At 73.4% G+C, this 17,749-nt stretch carries 14 protein-coding genes; 8 read left to right on the forward strand and 6 right to left on the reverse strand.

The genetic code is table 11. From position 1 onward, the window contains the following. Positions 1-43: 43 nt before the first annotated feature. The 5 genes from ABZ321_RS48210 (at position 44) to ABZ321_RS48230 (ending at position 8,511) form a co-directional block, all read left to right on the forward strand. A complete protein-coding gene (locus ABZ321_RS48210; protein ID WP_354903106.1) occupies positions 44-1,444 on the forward strand; it encodes a fibronectin type III domain-containing protein in 1,401 nt (466 codons plus the stop codon). An 84-nt stretch (positions 1,445-1,528) separates the two neighbouring features. Beyond that, on the forward strand, positions 1,529-4,105 hold the full coding sequence (locus ABZ321_RS48215) for a fibronectin type III domain-containing protein (protein ID WP_344502867.1): 2,577 nt from the start codon (positions 1,529-1,531) through the stop codon (positions 4,103-4,105). Between the two features lie 85 nt (positions 4,106-4,190). After that, a complete protein-coding gene (locus tag ABZ321_RS48220; RefSeq protein WP_354903133.1) occupies positions 4,191-5,147 on the forward strand; it encodes a MoxR family ATPase in 957 nt (318 codons plus the stop codon). A 2-nt stretch (positions 5,148-5,149) separates the two neighbouring features. Further along, positions 5,150-6,304, forward strand: coding sequence for a DUF58 domain-containing protein (locus ABZ321_RS48225; protein ID WP_344502869.1), 1,155 nt, complete (start codon positions 5,150-5,152; stop codon positions 6,302-6,304). After that, complete coding sequence (locus ABZ321_RS48230) at positions 6,298-8,511, forward strand: transglutaminaseTgpA domain-containing protein (protein ID WP_354903108.1); 2,214 nt, start codon at positions 6,298-6,300, stop codon at positions 8,509-8,511. Before ABZ321_RS48225 ends, ABZ321_RS48230 begins: the two co-directional genes overlap by 7 nt. Positions 8,512-8,513: 2 nt before the next feature. Here ABZ321_RS48230 and ABZ321_RS48235 read toward each other — a convergent pair whose 3' ends face one another. The 4 genes from ABZ321_RS48235 to ABZ321_RS48250 form a co-directional block, all read right to left on the reverse strand. Then, positions 8,514-9,725 carry an alginate lyase family protein gene (locus ABZ321_RS48235; protein ID WP_354903109.1) on the reverse strand — a complete coding sequence of 404 codons (1,212 nt, stop codon included), beginning with the start codon at positions 9,723-9,725 and terminating at the stop codon, positions 8,514-8,516. Positions 9,726-9,813: 88 nt separating this feature from the next. Next, positions 9,814-10,443 carry a nucleoside/nucleotide kinase family protein gene (locus ABZ321_RS48240; RefSeq protein ID WP_354903110.1) on the reverse strand — a complete coding sequence of 210 codons (630 nt, stop codon included), beginning with the start codon at positions 10,441-10,443 and terminating at the stop codon, positions 9,814-9,816. Then, on the reverse strand, positions 10,440-11,255 hold the full coding sequence (locus ABZ321_RS48245) for an SDR family oxidoreductase (RefSeq protein ID WP_344502873.1): 816 nt from the start codon (positions 11,253-11,255) through the stop codon (positions 10,440-10,442). Before ABZ321_RS48245 ends, ABZ321_RS48240 begins: the two co-directional genes overlap by 4 nt. Then, positions 11,255-12,220, reverse strand: a complete 966-nt coding sequence (locus ABZ321_RS48250) for an LLM class F420-dependent oxidoreductase (protein WP_354903135.1) — start codon at positions 12,218-12,220, stop codon at positions 11,255-11,257. Before ABZ321_RS48250 ends, ABZ321_RS48245 begins: the two co-directional genes overlap by 1 nt. A gap of 128 nt (positions 12,221-12,348) precedes the next feature. Here ABZ321_RS48250 and ABZ321_RS48255 point away from each other — a divergent pair, with 128 nt between their 5' ends. Continuing rightward, entirely contained in the window at positions 12,349-12,555 is a 207-nt protein-coding gene (locus tag ABZ321_RS48255) for a hypothetical protein (protein ID WP_344502874.1), read from the forward strand. Positions 12,556-12,705: 150 nt separating this feature from the next. After that, positions 12,706-14,124 (forward strand): GH1 family beta-glucosidase, encoded by a 1,419-nt coding sequence (locus ABZ321_RS48260; protein WP_354903112.1) that lies wholly within the window; start codon positions 12,706-12,708, stop codon positions 14,122-14,124. 318 nt (positions 14,125-14,442) lie between these two features. On the opposite strand, the gene ABZ321_RS48265 is transcribed toward ABZ321_RS48260, so the two are convergent. Together ABZ321_RS48265 and ABZ321_RS48270 are read right to left on the reverse strand one after the other, a co-directional pair. Further along, entirely contained in the window at positions 14,443-15,108 is a 666-nt protein-coding gene (locus ABZ321_RS48265) for a response regulator transcription factor (protein ID WP_344502876.1), read from the reverse strand. A 70-nt stretch (positions 15,109-15,178) separates the two neighbouring features. Beyond that, the gene (locus tag ABZ321_RS48270; RefSeq protein WP_354903114.1) at positions 15,179-16,981 is read right to left on the reverse strand and encodes a histidine kinase; all 1,803 of its coding nucleotides are present in this window, start codon (positions 16,979-16,981) and stop codon (positions 15,179-15,181) included. A gap of 185 nt (positions 16,982-17,166) precedes the next feature. Here ABZ321_RS48270 and ABZ321_RS48275 point away from each other — a divergent pair, with 185 nt between their 5' ends. Then, positions 17,167-17,676, forward strand: a complete 510-nt coding sequence (locus ABZ321_RS48275) for a DUF1707 domain-containing protein (protein ID WP_354903115.1) — start codon at positions 17,167-17,169, stop codon at positions 17,674-17,676. Positions 17,677-17,749: the final 73 nt, after the last annotated feature.

A 17,749-nucleotide genomic window follows, 5' to 3' on the forward strand; every position in this document is an offset into this window, starting at 1 on the left:
CAGGGGGTGGCGGGACGGGCACGGAACAGGGCAGAGTATCGGCGTGTCCTCGTCCGCCCAGCTTGCCAACGCCATGCAGGGCGCCCGCGCGGTCGCGGCGCAGGGCGACGTGCGGGGCGCGTTCTCCCTGCTCGACCAGGCGCTCGACGCCGCCACGGGCAGCCTCGGCGGCGACGACCCTGACGTGCTCGCCGCGACCTGCGTGCTCGCGAAGTTCCACACCGACCTGGGCGAGCTCAGCGACGCCCGGCGGGTCCTGGAGGAGGGGCTCGCGGCCGGCTACCACCGGCTCGGCGACGGGCACGCGGTGATGCTCGCCCTGTCCTACGAGCTGGCCCGCATCGCCGACGAGCTCGGCAACGTCTACGAGGCGAAGCGGCGCTACGGCCAGCTGGCGAGGCTGGGACCGGCGGCGCTCGGCGAGGACCACCCGAGCGTCCGGGCGGCGCGGCGATACCTGGGACTGCCGGAGCCCGCGGTGCCGGCGACGGCCTTCCACGCCCCGCACCCGTCGGCGCCCGCGCCGTTCGAGCCGCTGTCCGCGCCGACCGGGACCACGTCGCCGAGCCCCGCCCCGCCGGCCTGGCCCGTCGACCAGCGCCCCGGCCCGGCCGGCGGCTCGAACGGCGGCTCGGCCGGCGGCTCGAACGGCGGCTCGAACGGCGGCTCGAACGGCGGCTCGAACGGCGCGGCCATGCCGGCCGCCGCGGGCGCGCCGGTGACGCCCGCCCCCGGTGGCGGCCCGGACGCCGACGACCGGCCGATCTTCCATCCGGAGCCACGACCGGGTGACGTGTGGCCGCCGGAGCCCGTACACGCGCCGCTGTGGCGACCGGACGAGCAGGACGACTGGGACGAGCCGGTGCCGCGGGAGGCGCCGGCCGAGCAGGGCTGGCAGGAGGTGCACCAGGGTGTCCTGCAGCGCCCGGCCGCGCAGCCGTGGCCGGCGCCCGCCCCGGCGGAGGAACGGCACCGCGACCCGTGGGTGCCGGAGCCCGCGCCGCCCCGCCGCCGCTCGCCGCTGATCGCGCTGCTGGTGATCCTGGTCGTGGCGGTGCTCGGCGGGGTCGCCGCGGCGGTCGTCTCGTTCGTCGCCGCCCGCCCCGACCAGCAGACCGGCGCGGCCGCCCCGACGAGCGCACCCCCCAGCGCCACCGGCGAGGCCACTACAGATGGCGCCAAAGCGCCGGGCGCACTGAAGCTGCGGGACGACAAGACGTCCATCACACTGACCTGGACCGATCCGTCGCAGGGATCGGTGCCGTTCATCGTCGCCGGCGGCCAGCAGGGCGCGCTGCGACAGCTGCAGGTGCTCGCCGCGGGCGCCACCACGTACACACTCAACGGCCTCAACCCGAAGCTCGACTACTGCTTCACGGTCGCCGCCGTCTATGGGACGGACAGCGTCGCACTGTCGGATCTGGCCTGCACGCAGCGGAAATAACAAAGCGAACCGATCTAGACACGCCGGGTATGCATCGCACATCGACAGGAATATGATGGGCGCCGGTTTCGGGGAGGGGGCCGCATGGTGAGCATTCGTTCGCGCAAGGGCGGCGGACTGGTCACGCTCGGCACCGTCGTGGGCCTGGTCGCCGTCCTCGGGCTGACGCTCTTCGGCACCGGCGCCGCCAACAACGCGGTGGCCAGCTATGACGTCAGCTCGTGGCTGTGGAGCAACGACAAGGGCGAGGTAGCCCGGGTCAACGGCGTCACCGGCAAGGTCGACACCCGCACGAAGATCACCGATGCGCAGGGCCACACGATGCAGGTGACCCAGAGCGACCGCTTCGTGATCCTGCGGGACCTCAACACCGGCAAGATCAGCGTGCTGGACCTGACCAGCCTGACGCTCGGCGCGACGACCCAGTCCACCCCGGGCCTCGGCGTCATGGTCGCCGTGCACGACGACGTCGCGTTCATCGTCGACACCGTGCAGGGGCAGGTGCGCCAGCTCGACCCGGCGACGCTGCTGCCGGTCGGCGAGACGGTGACGTTCCCGCCCGGGATCTCCGGCGGCACGTTCGACGACACCGGGCGGCTGTGGCTGCTGGTGCCGTCCGAGGGCACCGTCGTGGCGGTCAAGCCGGCACCGGCGAAGAAGCCGAGCGGCGGCAGCGGCGGTCAAGGCGGCGGGCTCCCCGCCGACCCCACGAAGGTCAAGACGGTCAGCGTCGCCGAGCCCAACCACGACCTGGCGCTGTCGATCCTGGACACCGGCGTCGCCGTGCTCGACAAGACCGCCACGACGCTGACGACGCTGCGCGGCGAGGCCTTGAAGAAGGTGCCGCTGCGCCTCACCGGCAACGGCGCGATGCCGCAGCGCACCGTCGGCGGCGACGTGCCCGTGACCGTCGTGGACGACCGGCACGTCTATGTCGTCAACGGCGACGCCGTCAGCGACTTCACCGTGCCCGGCGAGAGCCCGAAGCTGCAGCCGTGCGTGGCCTGGTCGGGGCGCTTCTACTGCGCCGACGACTCGACCGGCACCGTGTACGTGCTGGACGCCACCGGCAAGCCGCTCGACGCGATCCAGATCAAGGCCGGCGGCAAGCCGCTGGAGATCGAGGTCCGTGAGGACCGCATGTTCATCAACGCGCCCGGCGGGTCGACCGCGCGGGTCGTGGACGCCAAGCACCACGTGCAGGTCGTCGACAAGTACAACAACGACGTGGTCGGCGGCGACGCCCCGCCGGTGCCGCCCCCGCCGCCGCCGGCGAAGCCGCCGGTCGGCCCGCCCGGCGCCCCGGCGCGGGTCACGGCGACGCCCGGCAACGCCTCGGCGCGGGTCACGTGGACCGCCGCGCCCGCCAACGGCAGCGCGGTCACGAAGTACGTGGTCGAGGGCGACGGCAAGCAGCACGAGGTCGGCGCCAGCCAGCGGGCGCTCGACCTGACCGGCCTGACCAACGGGCAGTCCTACAAGTTCACCGTCTACGCGGTCAACGCGAAGGGCAACGGGCCGAAGAAGGCCGCCAACCCGGTCACGCCGACGTCGCAGGTGCCCGACGCGCCGGTGAGCGTCGCCGCGACCGCCAACCCCGACGGCACCGTCACCGTCACGTGGCCGGCCGCCAACGGGCAGGGGCACAAGATCGTCAAGTACACGATCACGACCGTGTCCGGCGACGAGTCCAAGACGTTCGAGTCGGCGCAGCCGACGTTCAAGGTGCCGGCCGGCGAGCTGCCCTACGGCACGCAGGTCGCGTTCCGCGTCGCCTCGATCAACGACATCGGCGCGAGCTCCGGCCAGTCGCCGCTGAGCCCGTCGGTGGTGCCGTTCGCCAAGCCCGGCGCGCCGGGCGGGCTGACGGTCCGCGCCGTGACCACGAAGCGGGGCACGATCGTCGCCGCGTGGCGCGCCGCGGAGGACAACGGCGCACCGATCACCGGCTACCAGGCCACCGTCAACGGCGTGAAGCAGGACCTGGGCACCGCCCTGTCGAAGGAGTTCGGCGGGTTCGGCGACAACGAGCGGGTCACGCTGCAGATCAAGGCGGTCAACAAGGCCGGCGAGAGCGCCGCCGCGAACGGCGCGGCCAGCACCCTCGCCGCGCCGACCATGCGGGTCGACACCGCCAACAGCCGGGCCGCGCTGCAGTCGATCACGGTGGCGTTCACCGCGACCGACGGCGGCGGCGCGCCCGCGAAGTGCCGGCTCGACGTCGCGGGCGTCGGCGCGGTGGAGAACGCGTGCGCCGGCTCGCTGACCATGGGCGGCCTGTGGCCCAACACGGCCTACAACTACACGGTCACGGTCACCAACGCGGCGAACATGACGGCCAACGCGACCGGCTCGCTCTCCACGCCCGTCTACCGTGGCACCGTGGTCTGCGGCGACACCAGCTACTGCGGCCACGGCGCGCCCAACGGCGGCATCTGGGTGTACAGGACCCCGACCCAGAACGGCTCGTCCGTCGGCGACGTCTACGCTCCCGACAGCTACACCGCGATCTGTCAGACCAACGGGGCGAGCGTCAACGCGAAGCCGTGGGGCGGCAAGCAGACCGCCGTATGGATCAAAATCAACTTCAAGGGCGAGAACTACATCCCGTACGCGTGGTTCGACCTGCCGAACGGCACCGGACCGCTGAAGCCGTGTTGAGCGCAGGAGCACAGTGAGCACACCCGAAGCACCGTCCCCTGAGGCAGGCCCACCGAGCCCCGAGGAGGTCGCGGCGGCGGCCGACCTGGTCGGCCGGCTCGCCCGCAACGTCGAGTCGATCGTGCTCGGCAAGCAGCAGGTGATCCGGCTGACGATGACCGCGCTGCTCGCCGAGGGGCACGTCCTGCTCGAGGACGTGCCCGGCGTCGGCAAGACCACCCTCGCCCGGGCGGTCGCGGCGAGCGTGCAGGGGCAGTGGCGGCGCATCCAGTTCACGCCCGACCTGCTGCCGTCCGACGTCACCGGCGTCACGATCTTCAACCAGGCGACCCGCGGCTTCGAGTTCCACCCCGGCCCGGTGTTCGCCAACATCGTCATCGCCGACGAGATCAACCGGGCCTCACCGAAGACGCAGTCGGCGCTCCTGGAGGTCATGGAGGAGCGGTACGTCACCGTCGACGGCGTCCGGCACGCGGTGCCGAGGCCGTTCCTCGTCGTCGCCACGCAGAACCCGATCGAGATGGACGGCACCTACCGACTGCCCGAGGCGCAGCTCGACCGGTTCCTCATGAAGCTCGCCGTCGGCTACCCGAGCGAGGCGGTCGAGATCGAGGTGCTGCGCGGCGCCGTGACCCGCTCACCCGAGGCCCTGGACGCCATCACCGACACGCAGGTGGTGGCGCAGCTGGTCCGGCTGGCCCGGCGGGTCCACATCGCGGAGCCGCTGCTGGCCTATGCCGTCCGCCTGGGCAACGCGACCCGCGGCCACCCACGGGTGCGGGTCGGCGTCAGCCCGCGTGGCGTCATCGCGCTGACCCGGGCCGCGTCGGCGTACGCGCTCATCGACGGCCGCGGGTACGTCGTACCGGAGGACCTCAAGGCCCTGGCGGAGGCGGTCTTCGCGCACCGGCTGCTGCTGTCGCCCGACGCGCAGGTCCGCGGCGTCGCGCCCGGCGACGTCGTCCGTGAGGTGCTCGACGCGGTGCCGGTGCCCGTGCCGGCCGCCGGGCCCGCCACGCCCGCCACGCCCGCCACGGTCTGACGATGCGGCTCACCTCCCGCGGGGCCGGTCTGTCCGTGGCCGCGCCGGTGCTGCTCGCCGTGGGGTTCGTGTTCCAGTACGCGCAGCTCACCGTCGTCGGCACCGCCGCCGTCGCGGCCGTGCTGTTCGGCTTCGCGTACGTGTGGTGGCGGCCGCGGCTGACCGTGACCCGCGCCGTCGACCCGGACCGGGTCATGCGCGGCGAGTCGAGCACGGTGACGCTCACCGTCGGCAACAGCAGCCGCCTGCGCGGCGCGACCCTGATCGCCCACGACCGGTGCGGCCCGGCGACCGTGCCGGTGCCGCTGCTGCGCCTCAAGGCGGGCGGCACGACCACCGCCACCTACCCGGTGCCGACGGACCGGCGTGGCGTCGTCGAGGTCGGGCCGTTGCGGGTGGTGCGGCGCGACCCGCTCGGGCTGCTCACCCTGGCCCGCGGCTACGGCGGGGTCAGCAAGGTGTGGGTGTACCCGACCGTGCACCACCTGACCGCGGTGCCGACCGGGATCATGCGGTCCCTGGACGGGCGGGTCGACAAGGTGCCGCACGGCAGCATCACGTTCGACACCCTGCGCGAGTACGTGGTCGGCGACGAGCTGCGGCACGTGCACTGGCGCACGACCGCGCGGGTCGGCGAGCTGATGGTCCGCGAGCACCTGGACACCAGCCTGCCGCGCCTGGTCGTGCTGCTCGACGACCGGCTGTCCGCCTACCCCGACGCCGACCGCGCCCACCTGAGCGCGCTCTTCGAGTCCGCGTGCGAGGCTGCGGCGTCGATCGTGATGGCCGCGTTCCGGGAGGAGCTGCCGGTGGCGCTGCGCCTGGCCGGCGGCGGGTTCGCGGCGGGCAAGGACACCCGCGCCTACCTGGACCTGCTCGCCGAGGCGACCCTGCAGAAGACCGACGAGCTGCCGGCGACGGTCGCGCAGCTGCGGACCCGCCGCGCCGGCGACACGCTCGTCTACCTGACCGGGCCGGGCGGCGTCGCCGACCTCGGCCGGGTGGGGACGTTGCGCGCCGCGTACCCGTCGCTGGTCGCCGGCGCGTTCGGCACCGAGGACGGCGAGGTCCCGACGGCGCTGGAAGGCCTGCGGGTGCTGTCGCCGGCCGACGGCGCCGACTTCGCCGCCGCGTGGGACGGGGTCGGCGCATGGTGAGGCGCCTCCTCATCGCCGTGGCGCTGCTCGGCATGCTGGTCATGGCCGCGTTCGCCCTGGCGCCGATCTACCACGGGCCGCTGCTGCTGCAGCTGATGGCCGGCGCCGCCGCGGGCTCCGTCGGCATCAGCTTCGCCGCCCGGCGCCTGCCGGCCTGGAGCGCGGCGCCGCTGAGCGTCCTCGGCCTGACCGGCGCCGCCCTGCTCGCCATGCGGGTCTCCGCCGCGGCGGCCGGCGTCGACGGCAGCGTCCCCGCCCTGCGCGAGGCGCTGCGCAACAGCATCCCCCGGCTGCTGCTCGCCCTGATCCCGATCGAGCCGCAGCCCGACACGGTGCTGCTGCCGGTGATCCTGACCTGGCTCGCCGGGCTGGCCGCCGGTGAGCTCGGGATCCGCTACCACCGGGTCCTGCTGTCCTACGCGCCGCCGACGGTGCTGTTCGGCGGCGCGCTGTACCTCGTCGGCCCGAACGGCTCCGCAGCCGGCTGGGTGCCCCTCGCCTACTCCGGGTTCGCCGTGCTGGGCCTGATCGTGTCGAACCGGCCGCCGTCGGAGGACCAGCGGGTCAGCGCGGACCAGCTGCGCACGCTGAGGCTCCGGGTGGGCGCCGGGGCCGTCGCGGGCCTGGCCGCCATCGTCGCGCTGTCGCAGCTGCTCGGGCCGAGCGTCGCGGCGAAGGTCGGCACCAGCCCCGTCGAGCCGCGCAACATGGTGACCCCGCCACAGCTCGACTCGCTCGACGAGAGCCCGCTGGTCCGGCTGTCGGGCTGGGCGCTCAACCACGACCAGCACCTGTTCGACGTGGAGGTCACCGGCACCGACGCGCCGCCGCCGATCCGCCTCGCCGTCCTCAACGACTACGACGGCGTCACCTGGCGGGTCGGCGCCACCTACCGCAACGCCGGCCGGGTCGTCGCGGCGAAGCCCGTCCTCACCGACCCGCAGGTCCGGCAGGCGTTCCGCATCGCCGACCTCGACGGGCGGCTGCTGCCGGGGATCGCCACCCCGGAGGAGGTCAACGGGGTCCGGGTCGCCGTCGACACCAGCGACGGCACGATGATCCTGTCCGACGGGCTGCGCCCCGGCCTCGAGTACAGCGTCGTGTCCCGCGTGCACCGCCCCGACGAGAACGCGATGCAGGTCGCCGACGTGCCCAACACCGACGCCGTCGCCCGCCACCTGGCACTGCCCGGCAAGGTCCCCGACTCGATCGCGCAGCTCGCCCGGCACCTCGGGGAGGGCGTGTCGTCGCCGTACCAGAAGGCGTTCGCGATCGTCGGCTGGCTGTCGGAGCACTACAAGGTCGTCGGCGACGCGCCCAGCGGCCACGCCTACCCCAACGTCGAGTACTTCCTGTTCGGCCCCAAACAGGCCGGCGGGCAGAAGGGCACGTCGGAGCAGTTCGCGGCCGCGTTCGCGGTCCTCGCCCGGCTGATGGGCCTGCCGACCCGGCTCGCCGTGGGGTTCCGCGTCGAGCCGGGCCGCAACGAGGTCCGCGGCGGCGACGCGGTCGCGTGGCCGGAGGTGCTGTTCAACGGCGTGTGGGAGCCGTTCGACCCGATGCCGAAGGCCGACACGGTCCAGCGCCCGACCGAGGACGACTTCCGGCCGAAGCCGCCCGCGTCGCAGCCGCCGCCGGAGACGGTGCCGGCGCCGTCGGACTCGGCCGCCCCGCAGTCCCCGAAGCCCAGCGTCACGCCCTCCACGGAGGCCGGGCCCCGGCGCTCGTCGGGGGTGGCCGTCACCGTCACCGCCGGGTCGCTGCTGCTGGCCCTGTTGGCGTTGGCGGCGTCGGTACCGCTGGCCCGCCGGACCCGCCGCCGTCGCCGACTCGGCAGGGGGACGCCGGAGCAGCGCGTCGAGGCGGCCTGGGCGGAGGTGCTGACGGGCCTGCGCCTCGCGGGCCGGCCCGCGCCGCCGCACCTGTCCGCGTCGGAGGTGGCCGGATACGCGGCGACCGCCGCCACCGGCCGCGCGCACTCCAAACCCGGCGGAGTGGCCACGATCCGCTCCGCCACGCCGCCCGTCGACGACCTCGCGGCGCTGGTCAACACCGTGGCGTTCGCCTTCGCGGGCAGCGTCTCGGAGGAGCAGGCCGCCCGGGCCGCCGTGCAGGCCGTCGCCTACGTCGACGAGCTGCGGGCCAGGCGGGGGTTCTGGCGCCGGCTGCGGTGGAGCCTCGACCCCCGCCCGTTGTTCTGGAAGTAGCGTCAGGCGGGGTTGTCCGCGTGGGTCAGGGTCTCCCACGCGACGAACAGGTTGTTGCTCCCGGCCGGGCGGGACTGCTCCGTCAGCCGCTGCGTGTTGGACATCGCGATGCCCATCCGGTTGTGCAGGGCGTTGTAGCCGACCTCGGTGACCGGGCCGAGGCCGAGCGTCAGCTTCCCGCCGCACAGCCATGACGGGACGCCCTCGCCCAGCTGGTACCTGCTGTGGAAGCCGAGCGCGTGCCGCAGCCGGTCGGCGATCTCCGGGTACACGTCCTGGCCCTGGATGCGGGTGGTCTCCGCGATGTGCGAGATCGCCGAGATGCCGTAGCCGGTGTGGGTGAAGTCGCGGCAGGTCTCCTGGGAGAGCCCGTCGACGAACGTGCTCTGCCCCTGCCAGTAGTTGACGATCTCGGCGCGGGTGTCGATGCTGCCGATGCCCTTGGGCAGGGCGCCGTCGGCGGTGACGTACAGGTAGGCGGGCACCCGGGCGCGGAACTTCGCCATGGCCTTGTCCCAGCTGGTGCGGTCCTCCAGGAAGACGGAGATGCCGATCGCGGCCTCCATCATGGACAGTTCCCAGTTGCCGTTGCTGCTGGAGCCGTTGATGAGCTTCGGCAGGTACACGGTGCGCAGCATCGTGCCGAACCGGGCCTGGTCGGGCCACGACGGGTAGGTGTAGCGGATGATCTCGGCGGCGCGCGGCCAGCTCGACCCGGCCCAGCCGGTCTGCAGCGGCGCGTTGCTGTTGGTGTGGTCCTTGATCGTGGCGGACCAGGCATCCATGATCGCGATGGCCTTCGTGGCGTACCGGCTGTCCCGCGTGACGTACCAGGCCAGGGACAGCGTGTAGGCGGCGAGGGCGTCCTCGCGCTCATCGGTGCAGCCGTTGTTGGGGTTGGAGTAGGAGCCGCACTCGACGACGGCCCGGGGCTTCGGGGTCCGCGACAGCGACGCGTAGCGGCTGCCCATCATCTGGTCGTAGGCGGCCTTCCACGGCTGCGCGCCGGCCTGCACCTTGCCGCGGACGAAGTCGAGCTGGGCGCGGCTGACGAAGACGCCCGGGTGGGCGAACGTGGCCGGGGCGGCGGCCACGTTCGCGGCTCCGGGGCCGGTCGCCGCCTGCTGCTTGGTCACGGCGGCGACGGCGTAGGTGGTGCCGGCCACCGCGATCGCGACCGCGAGCCCGGCGGCGCCGAGGACGAGTCTGCGCATGGCGCTCCTCTTTCGGTTGGACAACTGTAAGTCAGGTTGCCTAACCGTTGCCGCTTGATCGGCGTGGGTCAATCGGGCACAGGAAGACTTAAGACGCGCTTCGAGTCAGGATCAGGTCCGCGCGGTTGCGGGTGCCGGCGATGACGGCCGCGTTGCGCTCGTCGCTGCGCTCCACCCAGTCGTGGGCGTCGTGCAGGTCGAGGCCCTTCGCCAGCTGCCGGCGCACCAGCGAGTCCTGCCGCAGGTCGTCGGGCGCGTCCAGGTACAGCGCCAGGTCCAGCAGGTCCCGCACGGCCGCCCAGGGGCCCTCGTCGAGCAGCAGGTAGTTGCCCTCCACGACGATGACCCGGACGGTGGCGGGCACCGGGATCACGCCGCCGATCGACTCGTGCAGGGTGCGGCTGTAGCTCGGGGCGTACACGAGCTCCTCGCCGGCCCGCAGACGCCGCAGCAGGTGGACGAACCCGGCCGCGTCGAACGTCTCCGGGGCGCCCTTGCGGTCGGCGAGGCCGAGCCGGTCCAGCTCCGCGTTGGACAGGTGGAACCCGTCCATCGGCACGGCCACGCTGCCGTCCAGCGCCGCGGCGAGGGCCGTGGACAGCGTCGACTTGCCGGCGGCCGGCGGCCCGCAGATGCCGATGATCGTGCGCCCCTCCTGCTGGCGGACGAACGGCTTGACGACCTCGAGGGCCTCGCTGAGGACGTCGGGTCTTCTCATGCTTCTGCGTTTGCCTGCAGGCTCGCGGCGAGCCCCCGCATGCCGGCCAGCCAGCGGTCGGTGTCGCTCGCCCGGTGCAGGTAGTACTTCTGGACCTCGGGGTGCGGCAGGATCAGGAACCGCTCCGCGGCGAGCCCCTCCACGACGGACGCGGCGACCTCCTCCGGCGGCAGGACCGCCCCTCCGGCGGCGGTGACCTTCGCACCGATGTGACCGGCGGCGAGCCCGTCCTGCATCATCGGCGTGTCGACGCCCTGCGGGCACAGTGCGCTGACCTTGATCCCCTGCGCGCCGTACGTGATGGACAGCCACTCCGCGAACGACACGGCCGCGTGCTTGGTGACCGCGTAGGGCGCGTCGCCGACCGCGGTCAGCAGCCCCGCCGCCGAGCAGGTGTGCAGCAGGTACCCCTCGCCGCGCTCCAGCATGCCCGGCAGCACGGCGCGCGCGGAGTAGATGTGCGACTGGACGTTGACCGCCCAGGTCCGCGCCCACGTCTCCGCGGACGCCTCCAGGCCCTGGCCGGTGAGGATGCCGGCGTTGGCGCAGAACAGGTCGACGCGGCCGAAGCGCTCCTCGGTCTCGGCGACCAGCTCGGCGACCTGGTTCTCGTCGGTGACGTCGACGGCGACCGCCCTTGTCTCCGTGCCGATCTCCGTGCCGACCTCGCCGGCCAGCGCCTCGGCGGCGTCGCCGTCCAGGTCGGCGAGGATCAGGGCGGCGGCGCCCTCCGCGGCGAACCGGCGGGCCAGCGCGGCGCCGATGCCGCCGGCCGCGCCGGTGATGACGACGACCTTGTCCTTGAGCTCCATTACCGGGCCCCCAGCTCGCGCAGCGTGTCCAGCAGGACCTCCGGGCCGCCGGCCGCCAGCTCCGGCGTCGGCAGCAGCGCCATGACCGGGGTGGTGACGCCGGCGTCGGCGTACCGCTGGACGTGCTCCCGGCACCGCCGCGGGCTGCCGTGCACGATCAGCGCGTCGACGACCTCGTCGGGGATCGCCCGCAGGGCCGCCTTGCGGTCCTTGGCGGCCCACGCGTCCCACATCGCCTTGAGCGCCTCGCCGCGGCCGAGCCAGCGGTGGAACGCGGCGTACGCGGGCACGGTCAGGTACGCGGCGATCAGCCTGCGGGCGGTCTCCCGCGCCACCTGCTCGTCCTCCGTCGGGCAGACGAAGATGCGGGCCGCGACCTCCTTCTCGCCGTGCGCACCGTCCATCTCGGCGCGCGCCGTCGCGACGTCCTCCACCGACAGCCAGTTGAGCACCACGCCGTCGGCCTCGCCCGCCGCCAGGCGCAGCATCTTCGGCCGCAGGGCGGCGAGCAGCAGCTTCGGCGGCGTGACCGGCGGCCGTTCGAGGCGGAAGCGCCTGACCTGGAACGTGTCGAACGCCCCGTCGACCATCTCGCCGGCGAGCGCCGTGCGCAGGAACCGAAGCACGTCCCGGCTGCGCTCGTACGGCCGCTCGAACGGCACCGCGTTCCAGTCGCCGACCACGACCGGCGACGACGCGCCGATGCCGAGCGCGACCCGCCCCGGCGCCGCCTCGGCCAGGGCCGCGGCCTGCATGGCGATCAGCGCGGGCCCGCGAGTGAAGACCGGGACGATCGCGGTGCCCAGCCGCAGCCGCGGCGACCACACCGACGCCAGCGCCAGGGGTGTGAACGCGTCCGTGCCGGAGACCTCGCTCGTCCAGACGTCGGTGAACCCCAGATCCGGCAACGCCTGCAGCAACCCTGCGTGCTCGGGCAACGGCACACCGGTCAGCGGCACCGTCAGCCCCCATTGGCTGGTCATCAACCGATCATCTCCGTGACACGGCTAGTGTGGCAAGCGAGAGGGCCGGGTAGCCTTCCGCTGGTTTCCCACACCGGTCCGCGCTGACTCGATCGAGAAGGAGCAACCTCATGCTGGGTCTGGAAAAGAAGCTCGTGAAGGAATGGGAAGGCAAGAGCGCCCAGGAGATCGCCGACGCCCCCGTCACCGCGATCGCCGGCGTCTCCGAGGGCGACGCCGAGAAGCTCCTGGCCGCGTTCGGCATCAAGACCGTCCGTGACCTGGGCACCAACAAGTACTTCCGCTGGGCGCAGGGCCTCGTCGCGCTCGCCGACTGATCGTTTCTTCCCGCTTCGGCCTGTACCTCGGCCTGCACTTCGGCTTTTGCTTCGGCTGTTGCTTCGGTTTTGCTTTGGCTTTGCTTGGGGCCGCTCCCGTCTGTTCGCGGGGGCGGCCTTCGGCGTGCACGGGCGAGATACGTTTGCGGCATGCGACGGCGTCACGTGCTCACCCTGGCCGCCGCCGGTGCCGTGACCGCCGGCTGCTCGACCCGCCGGCGCACGCCGTCCGCCGCCGCCTCCTCCCCGTCGGCGTCCGCCGCCCCGGTCGGCCTGGCCTTCCCGAAGGGGTTCGCCTGGGGTGCGTCGACGTCCGCGTACCAGGTGGAAGGCGGCGCGACGGCGGACGGCCGCGGCCCGTCGGTCTGGGACGTGTTCAGCCACGAGGCCGGCCGGACCAGGGACGGCGGCACCGGCGACGTCGCCGCCGACCACTACCACCGCAGCTACGAGGACCTCGACCTCATGCGCGACCTGGGCCTGAAGAGCTACCGCTTCTCGATCTCGTGGCCGCGGGTCCTGCCTACCGGCCGCGGCACCGTCAACGCCAAGGGCCTCGACTTCTACCACCGGCTCGTCGACGGCCTCCTCGCGCGCGGGATCACTCCGGTCGTCACCCTCTTCCACTGGGACACCCCGCAGACGCTGCAGGAGGCGGGCGGCTGGACCAACCGTGACTGCGCGTCGTGGTTCGCCGACTACGCCTCCATGGTCTGCTACTCCCTCGGCGACAAGGTGCAGACCTGGCTGACCCTCAACGAGCCGAAGACCGTCACCGAGGTCGGGTACACGGCCGGCGTCCACGCCCCCGGCGTCCGCGACCGCCGCGTCGCCAACGTCGCCGCCCACCACCTCCTGCTCGGCCACGGCCTGGCGGTGCAGGCGTTCCGCGCCACCGGCCGCAAGGGCCGCATCGGCGCCGCGCTCAACCTCTCCCCCGTGTACCCGGCCGACGACTCCGACGCCGCCCGCAAGCAGGCGGTCATCGGCGACGCGGAGGAGAACCGGCGCTGGCTCGACCCTGTCCTGCTCGGCCGCTACCCCGACGACTGGCTGGCCACCCAGCCCGCCGACGCCCCCGTCCGCGCCGCCATCCACGCCGGCGACCTGGCCGTCATCGGCACCAAGAGCGACATCCTCGGCGTCCAGTACTACAACCCCGCCTACGTCACGGCGACGGGCGCCCGCGTCCAGAAGCACCCCACGTCCCAGGCGAGCTGGCAGCAGGTGTACCCGCAGGGCCTCTACGACCTGCTCACCCGCATCCGGCGCGACTACGGCGACATCCCGCTCACCATCACCGAGAACGGCATCCCCTCGGTCCACCCCACCGACGACGAGGACCGCATCACGTTCCTGCGCGACCACCTGACCGCCGCCCACCGGGCCATCCGCGAGGGCGTGCGGCTCGAGGGCTACCACGTCTGGTCCCTGCTGGACAACTTCGAGTGGGCCGAGGGCTACACCCAGCGCTGGGGCATCGTCCACGTCGACTACTCCACCCAGCAACGCCACCGCAAGGCCAGCGCCGACTGGTACCAACAGGTCATCGCCCGCAACGGCATCTGACCCCGTCCCGGTCTGCACCGGGTTCGGACCTGGCCGCCGGTTCAGGCTCTGCCTCCGGCTCGGGCTTTGCCTCCGGCTCGGGGCTCGACCTTCAGTTTGGGCTCGACCTCCGGCTCAGGCGTGACGCGGTTCGGGCTCGACCTCCGGCTCGGGCATGACGCGGCCCGGGCATGACGCGGCCCGGGCATGACGCGGCCCGGGCATGACGCGGCCCGGGCATGACGCGGCCCGGGCGCTGCGCCGGTTCGGGCGTGACGCAGCTCGGGCGTGACGCAGCCCGGGTCCTGCGCCGGTTCGGGCGCTGACCTCTGGTTCGCGTCAGCCGAGCCAGCCCGGTTTGACGAGACCCGCCTCGTACGCGAACACCACGAGCTGCGCCCTGTCCCGCGCCCCCAGCTTGATCATCGCCCGGCTGACATGGGTCTTCGCCGTGGCCGGACTGACGAACAACCTCGTCGCGATGTCCTCATTGGACAGTCCCGCCCCGACGAGCGCCATCACCTCCCGCTCCCGATCCGTCAGCACCGCCAGCGACATCGGCGCCAGCGGCGCCCGCGACCTGCTCGCGAACTCCTCGATCAACCGCCGCGTCACCCCCGGCGACAGCAACGCGTCCCCGCCCGCGACCGCCCGCACCCCCCGCAGCAGGTCGACCGGCTCGGTGTCCTTGACGAGAAAGCCACTCGCCCCGACCCGCAGCGACTCGAACACGTACTCATCCAGGTCGAACGTCGTCAGAATCACGATCCGCACCTGCGCCAGCCGCGCATCGGCCACGATCTGCCGCGTCGCCTCAAGCCCGTCGAGCACCGGCATCCGGATGTCCATCAACACCACGTCAGGCCGCGTCTGCACCGCGAGCCGCACCGCCTCGGCCCCGTCCGCCGCCTCCCCGACCACCTCGATGTCGGCCTGCGCATCGAGCAACGCCCGAAACCCGGCCCGCACCAACGCCTGGTCATCCGCCAGCAGAACCTTGATCACCCGTCCCCCTCCCCCACCACCGATGATCCGGAAGACTTCTCGTCGCCCTGACCGCAACAACCATTCCGGATCATGACTGCTCCCGAACGGGAATCCTGGCGACCACCGCGAACCCACCACCAGCCCGGGGCCCGGCCTCCAGCGACCCCCCGAACGCCGCCGCCCGATGCCGCATCCCCGCGATGCCATTGCCTTCACTACGCACCGACGAACCACCGCCCGCGCCCGCGTTGGCACCCGCACCCGCCTGGGCGGAGCCCGCACCCGGACCAGCCTGAACAGACCCTGCGCCCGCGCCAGCCTGGACGGAACCCACGCCTGCACCAACTTGGGCAGGACCTGCACCCGCGCCGACTTGGACGGATCCCCCGTCGCCGCCGTCGCCGAGCCGGTCACTGGCCGGGTCGCCGTGTGTCGTGCCGGTGGTCACGTCGGGGCCCACTCCGGCCAGGGACACCGCACTCGCTTCCCCGCCCGTGGATGCGGCATCCGCGGTGCCGGCCGACCCGGAAACGGAAGCCATCGAACCATTCCCCGCCGCGTTCGAAGGGGACCTGCGCCCATCGGGACCGGCGCTCGGCGAGCTGGCGGCGTTCAATGGACCGGTTGCGCTCGGCGAGCGGGTCACGGGCGGCGAGTCGGTCACAGGCGCGGACGGCTGGACGGGCGTGGGCGGCTGGACGGGCGTGGGCGGCTGGACGGGCGTGGGCGGCTGGACGGGCGTGGGCGGCTGGGCGGGCGTGGAGGTCGCCTGGGCGTGGCCGTCGTCGGTGATGTGGAGCGTGAGCTCGGTCGGGGTGTAGCCGATGGCGATGGTGGCGGAGGCGCCGGGGCCCGCGTGGCGGCGGACGTTGGTCAGGGCCTCCTGCACGATCCGGAACGCGGCGCGGTCGACCTGGGGTGGCAGGGGACGCGGCACGCCGGTCGTGTCGACGGTGACGGGCAGGCCGACGGCGCGGGCCTCCTCGGCGAGGCGGTCGAGGTCGCGCAGGCCCGGGGCGGGCGTGCGGGGGGCGGCGCCGGCGGGGTTGAGGCCGGCGAGGACGGAGCGGGTCTCGCGCAGCGCCTCGGCGCTGGCGTGCTTGATGGCGGCGAGGGCGACCCTGGCCTGCTCGGGCTGCTCGTCCATCAGGTGCAGGCCGACGCCCGCCTGGACGTTGATGAGGGACAGGTGGTGGCCGATGACGTCGTGCAGCTCGCGGGCGATGAGGAGCCGCTCGTCGCTGGCCTGGCGGCGCTCCTGCTCGGCGCGTGCCTTCTCCTCCTCGGCGCGGGCGACCTGCTGCTGCGCGGACCAGTCGCGGGCCATCTGGGAGTAGCGCATGCCACGCACCCGGGCGGCCTCGCCGAAGCCCGCGATGACGAGGCACCAGACGCCGATGAGGATGACGCGGGGCAGCGACTCGTCGCCGCGGACCAGCACGGCGAACACGCTGAACGCGGCGGCGACGGCCGCCCAGGTCAGCCAGCGATAGCCCGAGGCGAGGGCGGTGAACATCGCGACGATCGCGGCGACGAACCCGGGGCCGTCGGGATAGCCCATGCTGAAGTAGGCGGCGGTCGGCACCAGCGCGCCGACGAGGGAGACCAGCGGCCAGCGCTCGCGGACCGCGAGGGCGATGGGGCCGGCGAGCAGCAGCAGATAGGCGGTGCCGTCCAGGACGTGCGGGCCGGTCGAGCCATAGGCCGCGGCGCGGGTGCCGAGGACCTGCACGAGGGCCATGGCGATGACGATCGCCGCCGGGTGCGGGCCGCCGCCCCATCGCCTGCGGCCGTGGCGCTCCCTGGACTCCATGCGGTGCGCGAGCCGCGCGGCGTGCCGGGCGTCGCGCGCCTCGCGCAGCTCCCGGGTCCAGGGCGGTCGTCGTCTCACATCGCCCAAGGTAGTCCAGGGCCGGGACCAGCGGCGTCGCACTCAGGTCGCGCGGTCGCGTACTCCCTGGGTCGTACGTCGGGGGCTGGTGTGCGACCTGGGAAGTACAGGACGACACGACACAGGTGCGACGCGCATGGCGGCGGTCAGCGGCAGGCTGAAAGCAACAAGGAAGGGGGGCCGAGATGGCCGGCGAACGGGTGCGAGCCTCCGACAAGGAGCGCGAGCAGTACGCGGACATGGTGCGGGCCGGGATGACGGAGGGGCGGCTCACGCTGGAGGAGGGCGAGGAGCGGCTCGCGCAGGTATATGCGGCGAAGTTCCGCGACGAGCTGCCGCCGGTGACCGCCGACCTGCCTGACGGGGGGCGGCGCGGGCTGTTCGAGCTGCCGGAGACGCAGGCGGAGTTCCTGCGGCAGGGCCGGCGGCACCTCGCACGGCACGGCGCCTTCGTGGCCGTGTTGGCGGTCGCGCTGACCGGGCTGTGGGCGCTGTCGGGCGCGCACTTCTTCTGGCCCGCGATCCCGCTGTTCTTCCTGGTGCTCAGCGTCTTCAGGCACGCCCGCTGGCGGCGGTGGGCGGCGTCGGGAGGCGCGCCGTGGTCGGGGGGTCCGCCGTGGGGGCGGCGGCACTGGGGGCACGGCCACGGTCATGGACCGTGGGCGGCCGCCTCGGACCGGCACGGCTGGAGCTGAGCCAGCCGTCGCAGCGGGGCGTCGCCACCAGCGCGGTGCCCCGCCGGCAGCGACCGGCGCCGTGAAGCCGTGG

The organism is Dactylosporangium sp. NPDC006015 (assembly GCF_040614215.1).
Lineage (GTDB): Bacteria > Actinomycetota > Actinomycetes > Mycobacteriales > Micromonosporaceae > Dactylosporangium > Dactylosporangium maewongense.

What these genes read in the sequence shown, in the direction of transcription:
- ABZ321_RS48215 (WP_344502867.1), top strand. Translation starts at nt 1,529, where the DNA reads ATGGTGAGCATTCGTTCGCGCAAGGGCGGCGGACTGGTCACGCTCGGC.
- ABZ321_RS48225 (WP_344502869.1), top strand. Translation starts at nt 5,150, where the DNA reads ATGCGGCTCACCTCCCGCGGGGCCGGTCTGTCCGTGGCCGCGCCGGTG.
- ABZ321_RS48230 (WP_354903108.1), top strand. Translation starts at nt 6,298, where the DNA reads ATGGTGAGGCGCCTCCTCATCGCCGTGGCGCTGCTCGGCATGCTGGTC.
- ABZ321_RS48235 (WP_354903109.1), bottom strand. Translation starts at nt 9,725, where the DNA reads ATGCGCAGACTCGTCCTCGGCGCCGCCGGGCTCGCGGTCGCGATCGCG.
- ABZ321_RS48240 (WP_354903110.1), bottom strand. Translation starts at nt 10,443, where the DNA reads ATGAGAAGACCCGACGTCCTCAGCGAGGCCCTCGAGGTCGTCAAGCCG.
- ABZ321_RS48245 (WP_344502873.1), bottom strand. Translation starts at nt 11,255, where the DNA reads ATGGAGCTCAAGGACAAGGTCGTCGTCATCACCGGCGCGGCCGGCGGC.
- ABZ321_RS48255 (WP_344502874.1), top strand. Translation starts at nt 12,349, where the DNA reads ATGCTGGGTCTGGAAAAGAAGCTCGTGAAGGAATGGGAAGGCAAGAGC.
- ABZ321_RS48260 (WP_354903112.1), top strand. Translation starts at nt 12,706, where the DNA reads ATGCGACGGCGTCACGTGCTCACCCTGGCCGCCGCCGGTGCCGTGACC.
- ABZ321_RS48275 (WP_354903115.1), top strand. Translation starts at nt 17,167, where the DNA reads ATGGCCGGCGAACGGGTGCGAGCCTCCGACAAGGAGCGCGAGCAGTAC.